The 13,452-nt window shown below is 35.0% G+C and carries 13 protein-coding genes; 5 read left to right on the top strand and 8 right to left on the bottom strand.

Features of this window, described 5'->3' with window-relative positions:
* Window position 1: 1 nt before the first annotated feature.
* The 3 genes from rpoD to rpsU all read right to left on the bottom strand — a co-directional run bounded on the left by rpoD (window position 2) and on the right by rpsU (window position 4,041).
* Window positions 2-1,855 carry an RNA polymerase sigma factor RpoD gene (gene rpoD, locus ACFQ02_RS07665; RefSeq protein ID WP_380821366.1) on the bottom strand — a complete coding sequence of 618 codons (1,854 nt, stop codon included), beginning with the start codon at window positions 1,853-1,855 and terminating at the stop codon, window positions 2-4.
* A gap of 78 nt (window positions 1,856-1,933) precedes the next feature.
* Window positions 1,934-3,682 (bottom strand): DNA primase, encoded by a 1,749-nt coding sequence (gene dnaG, locus ACFQ02_RS07660; RefSeq protein WP_380821364.1) that lies wholly within the window; start codon window positions 3,680-3,682, stop codon window positions 1,934-1,936.
* A gap of 143 nt (window positions 3,683-3,825) precedes the next feature.
* Complete coding sequence (gene rpsU / locus ACFQ02_RS07655; protein WP_005717672.1) at window positions 3,826-4,041, bottom strand: 30S ribosomal protein S21; 216 nt, start codon at window positions 4,039-4,041, stop codon at window positions 3,826-3,828.
* A gap of 337 nt (window positions 4,042-4,378) precedes the next feature.
* Between rpsU and tsaD the strand changes: the two genes are divergently transcribed.
* The 3 genes from tsaD to hisH all read left to right on the top strand — a co-directional run bounded on the left by tsaD (window position 4,379) and on the right by hisH (window position 6,653).
* The gene (tsaD, locus tag ACFQ02_RS07650; protein WP_380821361.1) at window positions 4,379-5,410 is read left to right on the top strand and encodes a tRNA (adenosine(37)-N6)-threonylcarbamoyltransferase complex transferase subunit TsaD; all 1,032 of its coding nucleotides are present in this window, start codon (window positions 4,379-4,381) and stop codon (window positions 5,408-5,410) included.
* Between the two features lies 1 nt (window position 5,411).
* Window positions 5,412-5,996, top strand: coding sequence for a thymidine kinase (locus tag ACFQ02_RS07645; protein ID WP_380821359.1), 585 nt, complete (start codon window positions 5,412-5,414; stop codon window positions 5,994-5,996).
* Between the two features lie 63 nt (window positions 5,997-6,059).
* Window positions 6,060-6,653 carry an imidazole glycerol phosphate synthase subunit HisH gene (gene hisH / locus ACFQ02_RS07640; protein ID WP_380821357.1) on the top strand — a complete coding sequence of 198 codons (594 nt, stop codon included), beginning with the start codon at window positions 6,060-6,062 and terminating at the stop codon, window positions 6,651-6,653.
* 201 nt (window positions 6,654-6,854) lie between these two features.
* Here hisH and hisIE read toward each other — a convergent pair whose 3' ends face one another.
* The 4 genes from hisIE to asnA all read right to left on the bottom strand — a co-directional run bounded on the left by hisIE (window position 6,855) and on the right by asnA (window position 10,192).
* Complete coding sequence (gene hisIE, locus ACFQ02_RS07635; protein WP_380821354.1) at window positions 6,855-7,460, bottom strand: bifunctional phosphoribosyl-AMP cyclohydrolase/phosphoribosyl-ATP diphosphatase HisIE; 606 nt, start codon at window positions 7,458-7,460, stop codon at window positions 6,855-6,857.
* A gap of 62 nt (window positions 7,461-7,522) precedes the next feature.
* Complete coding sequence (gene hisF, locus ACFQ02_RS07630) at window positions 7,523-8,296, bottom strand: imidazole glycerol phosphate synthase subunit HisF (RefSeq protein WP_380821352.1); 774 nt, start codon at window positions 8,294-8,296, stop codon at window positions 7,523-7,525.
* A complete protein-coding gene (hisA, locus tag ACFQ02_RS07625; RefSeq protein ID WP_380821350.1) occupies window positions 8,278-9,024 on the bottom strand; it encodes a 1-(5-phosphoribosyl)-5-[(5-phosphoribosylamino)methylideneamino]imidazole-4-carboxamide isomerase in 747 nt (248 codons plus the stop codon). Before hisA ends, hisF begins: the two co-directional genes overlap by 19 nt.
* Before the next feature lie 175 nt (window positions 9,025-9,199).
* Complete coding sequence (asnA, locus tag ACFQ02_RS07620) at window positions 9,200-10,192, bottom strand: aspartate--ammonia ligase (RefSeq protein WP_380821348.1); 993 nt, start codon at window positions 10,190-10,192, stop codon at window positions 9,200-9,202.
* 156 nt (window positions 10,193-10,348) lie between these two features.
* Here asnA and asnC point away from each other — a divergent pair, with 156 nt between their 5' ends.
* Together asnC and udp are read left to right on the top strand one after the other, a co-directional pair.
* Window positions 10,349-10,801: a transcriptional regulator AsnC gene (asnC, locus tag ACFQ02_RS07615; RefSeq protein ID WP_380821345.1), complete on the top strand. Its 453-nt coding sequence runs from the start codon at window positions 10,349-10,351 to the stop codon at window positions 10,799-10,801.
* Window positions 10,802-10,817: 16 nt separating this feature from the next.
* A complete protein-coding gene (gene udp, locus ACFQ02_RS07610) occupies window positions 10,818-11,579 on the top strand; it encodes a uridine phosphorylase (RefSeq protein ID WP_380821343.1) in 762 nt (253 codons plus the stop codon).
* 66 nt (window positions 11,580-11,645) lie between these two features.
* Here the strand turns inward: udp and proS are convergent, their stop codons facing one another.
* Window positions 11,646-13,361 carry a proline--tRNA ligase gene (proS, locus tag ACFQ02_RS07605; RefSeq protein WP_380821342.1) on the bottom strand — a complete coding sequence of 572 codons (1,716 nt, stop codon included), beginning with the start codon at window positions 13,359-13,361 and terminating at the stop codon, window positions 11,646-11,648.
* Window positions 13,362-13,452: the final 91 nt, after the last annotated feature.

The raw sequence follows: 13,452 nt of genomic DNA, 5'->3' as shown, positions 1-13,452 counted from the left end.
TTTATTCATCCAAAAAACTACGTAAAGTTTCTGAGCGACTAGGGTGACGTAGTTTCCGCAGTGCTTTCGCCTCAATCTGACGAATACGTTCACGAGTTACATCAAATTGTTTACCTACTTCCTCTAACGTGTGATCAGTATTCATATCAATACCAAAACGCATACGTAATACTTTAGCCTCACGTGGGGTCAATCCTTCTAGCACTTCATGAGTTGCCACTTTCAAACTTTGCGTAGTAGCAGAATCAAGTGGTAGTTCTAATGTGCTATCTTCAATAAAATCGCCTAAATGAGAATCATCGTCATCACCAATCGGTGTTTCCATTGAAATTGGTTCTTTAGCAATTTTCAATACTTTGCGAATCTTATCTTCTGGCATTCCCATTCTCTCAGCTAATTCTTCAGGTGAAGCTTCACGCCCCATTTCCTGTAACATTTGACGTGAAATACGATTTAACTTATTAATAGTTTCAATCATATGCACAGGAATACGAATAGTTCTTGCTTGATCAGCGATAGAACGTGTAATAGCTTGACGAATCCACCAAGTAGCATAAGTAGAGAATTTATATCCTCGACGATACTCAAATTTATCTACGGCTTTCATTAAGCCAATATTACCTTCTTGGATAAGATCTAGAAATTGTAAACCACGATTAGTATATTTTTTTGCTATAGATATTACTAGACGCAAGTTTGCTTCTACCATTTCTTTTTTCGCTCTACGAGCTTTTAATTCGCCTTGTGCAACTTGATCACAAATATCTCGGAGTTGTTGAATAGATAAACCCGTATCTTGTTCAATTTCTACTAACTTTGCAATAGACTGACGAATCTGTGGTTCATACTGAGCTAATCTAGAACCATGCTTACTAGATAAAGCTTTTACTAGCCATGAATCTGATGTCTCATGTCCACTAAAACTCTTTTGAAAACTTTCTTTTGAAAGCTTAGCATAATCTACTACTATTTTTTGAATAGAACGTTCCTGCTGACGAACTCTCTTCATCATATCACGCATCGAGATTACTAAAGTATCAAACTGTTTTGGCACTAATCGAAATTGAGCAAAAATTTCAGCTAACAATTGAATTTGTTCTTTAGCTGGCTTTCTTGTACGACCATGCTTTTTAATTGCATCTAAAGTCTTTTTGTGTTGAATTTTAAGTAACGTGAATTTCTCACGTGCTATTTCAGGATCAATAGAATTATCAGAATCATTATTATCCGTAGAAGAATCTTCTTCACTTTCCTCATCATCAAGTTCTTCAGTAGACACGTCTGCGGAATCTTCATTATCTTCTACTAAAGATTTTTCAATATGCTCTATATCTGGTTCTTCAATAGCATTAGGATCAACAAATCCTGTAATTAAATCTGCCAAACGAACAATGCCGTCTTCCACTTGATCATATTGTTCAAGTAGATAAGTAATAGCCTCAGGGTAAGCCGCAACAGCACCTTGGACTTCATTAATACCTTCTTCAATACGTTTTGCTATATCTATCTCACCTTCACGAGTCAACAACTCAACACTTCCCATCTCCCGCATATACATTCTTACAGGATCAGTTGTCCGCCCAAGTTCAGCTTCTACGCTTGATAACACTTGAGTTGCTTCTTCAACGGCATCTTCATCAGCAATACTTTCATTCAACATCAAATCATCGGCATCAGGTGCAAAATCTAAAACCTGAATCCCCATGTCATTGATCATTTTGATAATATCTTCAATTTGATCCGTATCAACAAGCTCTTCTGGAAGATGGTCATTCACTTCCGCATAAGTCAAATAGCCTTGTTCTTTACCTTGTGCAATAAGTAATTTCAACTGAGATTGTGGATTTTTCTCCATACTGTATATCCGCCTTGCTTAGTGATTATGGAAGATAAAATAGGGTTAATTTTACCATTCTTATATATGATTAACTATTCATTTTCTTTTTTTATTGAGCAATTTTGCTAATTGTTGCTTTTCTTCTAATGTCAACCCTTGCAAACGATCTTTGGCGATCAAAGTGTTAATATTGCGTTCAACGAACTGAAGATATAAATATTTCAGCGTTTCACGAAATGTTTCTTCTACTTTATCATCATCAATAGAGTGATCCCAAATAGCTAAAATTTCAAGAGGTCGACTAAATTCTGTATCACGCCAATACTCTAAAATTTGTCCTGTTGTAATCCCAACTTTCTCGCGACAAAGTGCGGTTAATTTTTCAAATAAATCAAATCCTGGCTCATCTAATGTTTTCAGTGCTGCTAAGCTGGGAACTAATTCAATTAATTCTGGATTTTGTAGTAGTAATGCAATTAAAATCCTCATCGGAGTACGCTTTATTTTTTTCGGTGATTGATGTTGATCTGACTTTTCAAGCCCCGATGGAATGAGTGATTTTAATTGGGATTGATCAAATATCCCCATTTTTTGTGCTAACATATTACGTAATGATAAACGTAACATATCCCCAGGAATGCGTTTAATCAAAGGGATAGCTAATGCGGCTAATTTAGCTTTTCCCTCTTTTGAGGAAAAATCCACTTTATTACTTAATGTTAAAAACAAAAAATCACTCATTGTCAATGCACTATTTAAAGCTTCTTCAAAAGCACTTTTGCCATACTGACGTATAAAAGTATCAGGATCTTCTCCGTCAGGCAAAAAAATAAATTTCAATTGCCTTCCATCTTCTAAATAAGGCAATGCATTTTCCAAAGCCCGCCAAGCAGCATCTTTACCTGCCCTATCGGCATCATAGCAACACACTATTTGATCAGTATAACGAAACGCTAATTGAAGCTGCTCTGATGTTGTTGCTGTTCCCAAAGAAGCAACAGCATAATCAACACCGAATTGAGCAAGTGCAACAACATCCATATAACCTTCAACAACTAACAATATATTTGGCTCGTTATTGACTTGTAATGCTTCAAATAAACCATACAACTCATTACTTTTATGGTAAGTTACACTTTCAGGTGAATTCAAATATTTAGGTTTTTCATCATTTAATACTCGCCCGCCAAAGGCAATAGTTCGCCCTCTGCGATCTCGAATGGGAAACATTATTCGGTTACGAAATCGGTCATAATAATTTTGATTATCTTTCTCCGATAACATACCAAGATCTAAAAGTTTCTTGCACTCTTCTCTTGTTTTACCAAACTTCTCTTTTAATGCACTAAATTGATTAGAGGAAAAACCAATTTTAAACCGCTGGATTACTTCTTCTGATAATCCTCTTTGTTGCAAATAACTTTGTGCTGGAATATGAGATAGTAATTGTTGTTTGTAATAATCAGCAATTTGTTCCATTAAACCATAAAGATCTCGTTTAACTTGATAATTAAACTTTGGTTTTCCATCAAACTGCGGTGACTTTTCATAAGGGACTTCAAGTCCATGTAATGCAGCCAATTCTTCAATTGCTTCAACAAACTCTAACTTATCATATTCCATCAGAAAAGAAATTGCATTGCCATGAGCGTGACAACCAAAACAATGATAAAACTGTTTTTTTTGGCTTACTGTAAAAGACGGCGTTTTTTCATGATGAAAAGGACAACATGCTTGATAATCACGTCCTGCTTTTTTCAGTTTTACTCTTGCATTGATAAGTTCAACAATATCGGTTCTTGCTAAAAGATCATCTATGAAATAACGAGGAATCAAACCTGCCATAAATTAATCCTATTTTTAAGAATTATTTGTTTCGAAGCATGTTGAAAAAATTAAAATTATATGACTTCAATAGGACAAAACCGTGATTCCCATATAAGGTTTCACGGTCTGCTTAACTCGAGTTTTTAATTAAAAATATTTAATTAGTACAAACGCGTGTTACGTGCATTTTCACGAGCAACACGTTTAGCATGACGTTTTGCACGAGTTGCGTTTTCACGTTTGCGAATTGTAGTTGGTTTTTCATAAAATTCACGGCTACGAACTTCTGCTAAAATACCCGCTTTTTCGCAAGAGCGTTTAAAACGACGTAATGCAACGTCAAATGATTCGTTTTCACGTACTTTAATTACTGGCATAAGCCATCACCTCTATAAAAATTAATTAATATTTTGCAAAATTTAATGATCTTCACAATAAATAACTTATTGGGTCTTTTTATTAATAGACCAGATCTTCAATAAGATGGGCAATTTTAATCCAAACACACTGTAAAAGTAAATAATATTTTTGATCTTTTCCTAGAAAAATTAAATTTATATTAGCTATATCTTATTTTTAGCTTCTTTATCCAATTGATAAGAGCATCTAATTTTATTTCCATGTTAAAAGAGATCATGCAACTAGTTAAATTATCATAAACAAGGTAGAATTACTTAAAATGAAAATTTCAGAATGATATAGATAGAGAAAATAATGCGAATCTTAGGCATCGAGACATCATGCGATGAAACTGGCGTGGCAATTTATGACGAAAAGTGCGGTTTAATTGCTAATCAATTGTATACTCAAATTGCGTTACACGCAGATTACGGTGGTGTAGTACCTGAACTGGCATCAAGAGATCACATTCGCAAAACGCTACCCTTGATTCAAGCGGCATTAAAACAGGCAAATTTATCGAAAAAAGATATTGATGGTATTGCTTACACTTGTGGACCAGGTCTAGTTGGAGCATTATTAGTTGGTTCAACGATTGCTCGTTCTCTTGCTTATGCATGGAATGTACCAGCCATTGGTGTACATCATATGGAAGGACATTTACTCGCTCCAATGTTGGAGAAAAATCCACCGCACTTCCCATTCGTAGCACTACTAGTTTCTGGGGGCCACACTCAACTAGTAAAAGTTAACAGAGTAGGAGAATATGAATTATTAGGTGAAAGTATCGACGATGCTGCTGGCGAAGCATTTGATAAAACCGCAAAATTACTTGGTCTAGATTATCCAGGTGGTGCCGCTCTTTCTCGCTTAGCAGAACAAGGTGATCCCAATCGATTTTATTTTCCCCGTCCAATGACAGATCGTGCTGGATTAGATTTTAGTTTTTCAGGACTAAAAACTTTTGCATCGAATACATTAACTCAAGTAATTAAAGAAGAAAATGGATTAACGTCACAAAGTCAGGCAGATATTGCTTGTGCATTTCAGCAAGCTGTTGTGGATACTTTAGTAATAAAATGTCGTCGAGCATTGAAGCAAACAGGCTTAAAACGTCTAATTATTGCGGGTGGTGTCAGTGCTAATAAACAACTTCGTCAAGCTCTCTCACATTTAATGTCGCAGTTAAAAGGAGAGGTTTTTTACCCACAACCACAATTTTGCACTGATAACGGTGCAATGATCGCTTACACAGGTTTTTTACGTTTAAAACAAGGACAGCACACTTCATTGGAAATTGAAGTTCGCCCTCGCTGGACAATGACTGAATTAACGGCACTTGAATAACATGGCAAAACTTTATTTTTATTATTCTACAATGAATGCAGGAAAATCTACTACTTTACTGCAATCTGATTACAATTACCGCGAACGTAATATGAATACGTTAGTATACACTGCTGCTATTGATGATCGTTTCGGAGTCGGAAAAGTCACTTCTCGTATCGGTATTAGTCGAAATGCACGACTATTTAATTCTAAAACTGACTTATTAGCTGAAATTTATCAACACCAACAAAAGGAAAAATTACATTGTATTTTAGTTGATGAAGCTCAATTTCTAACTAAACAGCAAGTTTATCAACTCACAGATGTTGTAGATAAATTAAATATTCCAGTCCTTTGTTATGGGTTACGTAATGATTTTCAAGCAGAACTATTTCAAGGCAGCCGCTATTTATTAGCGTGGGCAGATCAATTAGAAGAGCTTAAAACTATTTGTTACTGTGGACGTAAAGCTAATTTTGTATTACGTTTGAACGAAAAAGGAGAAGTAATGAAAGATGGCGAACAAATTCAAATTGGTGGTAATGATCGCTACGTTTCTGTTTGCCGACGCCATTATAAAGAAAAACTACAAAGTAAAGTTTAAACTAAATAGAAAAATAAAAAGTGCGGTGCGTTTTAAATAAAATCAGACATAATAGGAACACATATGAGACAAATTACTATCATTGATACAGGTTGTGCCAATCTTTCATCAGTAAAATTTGCTTTTGATCGACTTGGTTATCAAGCTGAGATTACAAAGGATTTAAATAAAATTTGCTCCGCTGATAAATTACTCTTACCTGGTGTTGGCACGGCAGCTGCAGCCATGAAACATTTACAAGAACGCCGTCTAATAGATGCTATTTGCAATGCTAAACAACCCTTACTAGGAATTTGTTTAGGCATGCAACTATTAATGTCTTACTCTAAAGAAGGTAATGTAGATACTTTGAATATTATCAAAAGTGAAACCACACTTCTACCAAAAACAGAGTTACCTTTACCACATATGGGATGGAATAAAGTCAATTATGAAAAAAATCATCCCCTTTTTAAAGGTATTGAACAAGATAGTTACTTCTATTTTGTTCATAGTTATGCAGTAGCGACTAACCAAAGTACTATTGCTACTAGCAATTATGGCACCGTATTTTCCGCAGCATTAGGATTCAATAATTTTTACGGAGTACAATTTCACCCTGAACGGTCAGGTAAAAATGGAGCATTGCTGTTAAAAAATTTTATGGAAAATATTTAATTTTGAACAAGCACATGTAAACACAAAACAGCTTCACCTTATCTAAAATTAATTTAAGTAAGCGAGTTTTAACGAAAAACTAGACTGTTCTTAACCACATAAGAATTTTTACGTTACCTAATTAGGCTAAAACAGTCTTGTCTTTTTCAACTAATATTCTGTTCCAAACTGATTTTTAAATAGCATAAGTTCTATTAGGTATTATGTACTGTGGCGTTCTTTTAATTTTGAAATTACATCAGACCAAGACAAATCAGCATCTTGCAATAAAACGCTAAGATGGTAAGCTAAATCTGCTGCTTCACAAATGGTTTCATTGCGATCTTTTACTGTTGCTGCTAATGCAGTTTCCACTCCTTCTTCACCTACTTTCTGTGCAATTCTTTTAGTGCCTTCTGCATACAATGAAGCGGTATAAGAACTTGCTGGGTCAGCGTTTTTACGAGACCTCAATAGACGTTCTAATTTACTGAAGAAAATCCAGTTAGGCTCTTCCATTAACTCACTAAAGCAACTTTCCGTGCCTGTGTGACAAGTTGGACCAACAGGATCAACTAATATCAGTAAAGAATCTTGATCACAATCTAAACTCATATCGACAACCCGCAAAGTATTACCTGAAGTTTCACCTTTTGTCCATAATCTCTGTTTAGTGCGAGAAAAAAAAGTTACTTTATTTTCTATTATAGTTTTTGCTAAAGCGTCTTTATTCATATAACCCAACATCAGCACTTCACAAGTATTTACATTTTGCACAATCACGGGAAGTAAATTATCCACTTTTTGCCAATTAATTCTATTTTGCATAAGTAGCTCCTCTAGCATTTAATTCTTGAAAGCTTTAAAAATCAGGCTAATTATAATAGTGTTTAAATTCGAACATTGATTCCTGAATTTTTAAGATATGCTTTCAATTGACCAATATTAATAATTTGTTTGTGAAATACACTAGCAGCCAATGCCCCATCCACTTTTACATCAATAAATGCATCTCGAAAATGTGCCATTTCCCCCGCCCCCCCAGAAGCAATCAGTGGCAAATGGCAAACTTCACGTACTTTTTTTAATTGCATTAAATCATAACCTTTTCGTACACCATCCTGATTCATCATATTCAATACGATCTCACCAGCCCCACGTTGCTGAACTTCTTTCACCCAGTCTAATAATTGCCATTGCGTTTGAAGAGTACGTTTTTCATCTCCAGTATACTGATTAACCCAATAACAACCACTAGCCTGTTCAAACCAACTATCAATTCCAACAACTATTGCCTGAACACCAAAACGTTGAGATAAATCTGTAATTAAATCAGGTCTAGCAAGTGCGGGTGAATTTATAGAAATTTTATCTGCCCCAAAAGCAAAAATTTGCTCTGCATCTTCAATAGTCTTAATTCCCCCTGCAACACAAAAAGGTATATCTATGACTTCTGCTACACGTTGAACCCAACTTTTATCCACTGTTCTACCATCTGACGAAGCAGTAATATCATAAAACACTAATTCATCAGCTCCTTCTTCGGCATAACGTACAGCAAGAGGAACTATATCACCTATAATTTCATGATTACGAAATTGTACTCCCTTGACTACTTGTCCATCACGAACATCTAAGCAAGGAATTATCCGTTTTGCAAGCATTTAATCGCCTCCGAAACATTAAATTTATTTTCTAACAATGCACGACCGACAATAATCCCTGATACACCAGTTTCTTTCAATGCATTTATATCAGCAAGAGAGCCTATACCACCTGAAGATTGGAATTGAATATCTGGGTATTTTGCACAAATTTCTTGATAAAGCTGTACGTTCGAACCTGTTAAAGTACCATCTCGAGAAATATCAGTACAAAGAACATGTTTTAAACCAAAAGTGCGGTAATTTTCAACTAAATTTTCTAGCGTTAGCGAACTGGTTTCTTGCCATCCTTTAATTGCTACTCGTTTTTGCTGATTTTCGATCCGAATATCTAAAGCCAACACAAATTTCTCTGCACCATATTTATTAAACCAACTCTCAACTGTCTTATTATCCGTTACAGCTATAGAACCAAGCACGACTCGATTTGCCCCAGCTACCAATAAATCTGATACATGTTTTTCTGCACGAATACCACCCCCGACCTGAATATGGCTTTGTGTTTTTTCAATAATTCTACTTATAAGTGCAGTTTGTCTTTGAGTTGGATCTTTTGCTCCTGTCAGATCTACAAGATGTAATTGTTTTGCTCCTTGTTGCAAATAAGACTCAAATTGAGTCATAGGATCATCATGATAAATTGTTTTCTGACTATAATCCCCTTGGTGCAGACGTACTACTTTGCCATCAATTAAATCTAATGCAGGAATGATGATAGATTTTTTCATAAATATCGTGCCTTTATTGTTAGTAGTAATATCTAACAAGTATAGACTAATAAATACTCTTTTTTAACGATTTTAATAGGAAAATTTAAATTTATTTTAAACTTATAACAAAAGTGCGGTGGGTTTTTGATAAATTTGAATATTCAAAAAGTGGGCATTGCCCACTTTTGATTTATTACAAAATATTTTCAAATTCTTCCATAACTGTTTTTGGCCATACACTAGATTGTACTTCGCCAATATGCTTTTTATGCAACAGTAACATCACTAAACGAGATTGACCAATTCCACCACCAATGGAAAGAGGCAAACGTCCATTGATCAAATCTTGATGCCAATCAAATGATAAGCGATCTTCATCACCAGTAATTGCAAGTTGTTTGCGTAAAGCTGTCTCATCAACACGGATCCCCATAGAAGAAACTTCAAAAGCTCGGTCTAAAACAGGGTTCCAAACTAAAATATCACCGTTTAATCCTTTATATTCTCCTTCAGAAGGTGTTGTCCAATCATCATAATCTGGAGCTCGACAATCGTGTGGTTTTCCATCAGACAGAACTCCACCAATTCCAATTAAAAATACCGCTCCATGTTTTTTACAAATAGCATTTTCACGTTCCTTGTCATTCATATCAGGATATTCTCTAACAAGATCTTCACTGTGCACAAACGTAATTTCTTGTGGTAAAAACTTTTCTAAACTAAACTTACAACTCACTTCATTTTCTGTATCTAAAATTGCTTGATAAATTGAACGCACTGTTTCTTTTAAATAAGCTAAATTACGCTGACCAGCAGGAATCACTTTTTCCCAATCCCATTGATCTACATACACCGAATGAGTTTGATCAAGGCTATCTTCATCTGGACGAAGTGCTTTCATATGCACAAAAAGTCCCTCATTTTCTGCAAAACCAAAACGAGCAAGAGTATGACGCTTCCATTTGGCTAAAGAATGAACAACTTCAAAGGTTGCATTTGTGATCTGCTTCACATTTACTTGAACTGCTTTCTCTGTTCCTGAAAGATTATCTTGAATACCATTACCAACTTGGCTTAGGATAGGACCTTGAACTTCAACAAGTCCTAAATGCTGTAATAATTTTTCTGTAAAAGTATTTTTGGTAAAACTAATTTCTTGTTGTTGTAGAATAAACGATTTTTTCATTTTTTTATAAACCTTATTTGTTGTTTTAAATTTATTTGAATATTATCTAAACAATCAATCAAAATTTCAATTAACTTTATTAAAAATAGCAAAGAGAATAAATTATTTTAAATAAAATGATGTTATTTTTATAAAAAATTTAATTAAAGGTAAAATATGCACCAAATAGACACTCTTGATCAACAAATTTTACGAGTATTGATCAAAGATGCTCGTACCCCCTATGCTGAAATGGCAAAGAATTTCGGAGTAAGCCCAGGAACTATCCACGTCCGCGTGGAAAAAATGCGTCAATCAGGGATAATTCAAGGCACAAAAATTCGTATTGATGAACGCAAACTAGGCTACGATGTTTGTTGCTTTATCGGCATAATTTTAAAAAGTGCAAAAGATTGCAACAAAGTCATTAAACAATTGGAGGAATTTAATGAGGTTGTGGAAGTCTACTACACTACAGGGAATTATTCACTGTTCATAAAAGTGATGACCCATACTATAGCAGAATTGCATTCTGTACTAGCGAAAAAAATTCAATTAATTGATGAAATTCAATCAACTGAAACTTTAATCTCTATGCAAAATCCAATTATGCGAGATATAACACCATAAACAAAAGGAATATTTTATGTCAGATGTATTTCATTTAGGCTTAACAAAAGCAATGTTAGACGGAGCAGAATTAGCCATTGTTCCTGGAGCTCCAGAACGAGTAGAACGCATCGCTCGTTTATTAGAAAACCCAAAATTTTTAGCATCAACTCGAGAGTTTACTTCTTGGTTAGGTTATATCGACAATAAAGCCGTTGTAGTTTGTTCTACTGGTATTGGAGGACCTTCTGTCTCTATCGCCGTAGAAGAACTAGCCCAGCTTGGAGTAAGAACGTTCTTACGTATTGGAACAACTGGAGCTATTCAACCTCACATTAATGTAGGTGATATTCTAGTGACAACTGGTGCTGTACGTTTAGATGGTGCAAGTCGTCATTTTGCTCCATTAGAATACCCAGCTGTTGCTAATTTTGATTGTACCACGGCACTATATAATGCAGCTTCCAGCGAAACTAAAAAGGGTGTTCATGTAGGTATTACAGCATCTTCTGATACTTTCTATCCAGGACAAGAACGCTATGATACTTATAGTGGTAAAGTGTGTCGTCATTATCAAGGTTCATTGAAACAGTGGCAAGAACTGAATGTAATGAACTACGAAATGGAAAGTGCTACATTGTTCACTATGTGTTCAGCGTTGGGATTACGTGGTGGTATGGTATCTGGTGTCATTGTAAACCGTACTCAACAAGAAATTCCTAATGAATCAACAATTCATCAAACGGAGCAAAAAGCAGTTGAGATCGTTGTAAAAGCAGCTGGATTATTGCTGAAATAAAGCAATTTCTAGCTTTATTTAAACACAAAAATCACCGCAAAAAGTGCGGTGATTTTTTATCTGGTTTTAAATTTTAATTTGAGAATTAATAAAAGAAAGTAAATTTTCTTTAGATATCATTTGCTTTTCACCAGTTTTGCGATTTTTATATTCAACTTGACCAGCTTGCAGATTTTTTTCACCTATTACTAATATATGTGGCACACCTATCAATTCCATATCAGCAAACATTACTCCTGCTCTTTCTTTACGATCATCAAAAATAACATCAACTCCTTGAGATAATAAAGTGCGGTATAAATTTTCTGAGAATTGTTGTACAACTTCTGACTTATGCATATTCATTGGCACGATCGCAACAGTGAAAGGAGCTATAGCATCAGTTGACCAAATAATACCATTTTCATCATGGTTCTGCTCAATAGCAGCTGCAACTATACGAGTTACACCTATGCCATAGCATCCCATAATCATTGTTTGTGGTCGACCATCTTCACCCTGTACTGTTGCTTTCATCGCTTCAGAATATTTTGTCCCTAATTGGAAAATATGCCCAACTTCAATTCCTCGTTTAATCAGTAACGAACCTTTGCCATCAGGACTTGGATCCCCTTCCACTACATTACGTAAATCAGCAATTTTTGGTAAAACTACATCACGATCCCAGTTAATATTAAAATAATGCTTTCCATCTATATTAGCACCAGCATGAAAATCACTCATTATTGCAACAGATCGGTCAATAATCATAGGAATATTCAAATTCACAGGACCAAGTGATCCAACACCAGCTACTATTTTTGCTCTGATTTCTGTTTCGTCAGCAAATGTTAAAGGATCCGCAACTTCTGGTAATTTTTGAGCTTTGATTTCATTAAGTTCATGATCACCACGAATAATTAGTGCTACTAAAGGATTTTCTTCATTTGCACCTTTTACGATCAATGTTTTTACTGTTTTCTCAACAGATAAATTAAATTGACTTACTAGTTGATCGATAGTTTTGGCATTCGGAGTATCAACTAATTCCATCATTTTTGTAGGAGCGGCTCTCTCACCTAGTGTAACTGCCTCAGCCAATTCGATATTCGCTGCAAAATCTGACTCTGTTGAAAAAACAATATCATCTTCACCGCTTTTTGCTAATACTTGAAATTCATGACTGACACTACCACCAATAGAGCCTGTGTCTGCTTGTACTGCACGAAAATCTAAACCTAGTCGTGTAAAAATATTTGTATAAGTTTGATACATAACGTTATAAGTTTCTTGCAAACTTTCTTTCGTTATATGAAAAGAATATGCATCTTTCATCAGAAACTCACGACACCGCATAACACCAAAACGAGGTCTAACTTCATCTCTAAATTTAGTTTGAATTTGATATAAATTAAGAGGAAGTTGCTTATATGATGTTACTTCTCTACGAACAAGATCTGTTATTACTTCCTCATGAGTAGGTCCTAACACAAAATCGCGTTGTCCACGATCAGAAAAACGCAACAATTCTGGACCATATTGCTCCCAACGCTGAGATTCTTGCCACAATTCTGCTGGCTGTACTACAGGCATCTCAACTTCAATTGCTCCACTCTTATTCATTTCATCACGAACAATATGTTCAACTTTTTTTAAAACTCGCAATCCTGTTGGTAACCAATTATAAAGTCCTGAAGCTAAAGATCGTACCATTCCTGCTCTAAGCATTAATTGATGACTAACGACTTGTGCATCATTTGGCGTTTCTTTTAGTGTAGAAAATAAATATTTACTTGCTCGCATTTACATATTCCATTAGTTAAATAAAAAATTGCTCTTAGTTTATCATTGCCCATGAGTTACACAAAGTACTATTATGGAGGACTGTTAATGA

Origin of the sequence: Seminibacterium arietis (genome assembly GCF_042675725.1) — a bacterium.
GTDB lineage: Bacteria > Pseudomonadota > Gammaproteobacteria > Enterobacterales > Pasteurellaceae > Seminibacterium > Seminibacterium arietis.
The sequence above is the reverse complement of the archived record's forward strand: the minus strand, read 5'-3'. Positions and strand labels throughout refer to the sequence as shown.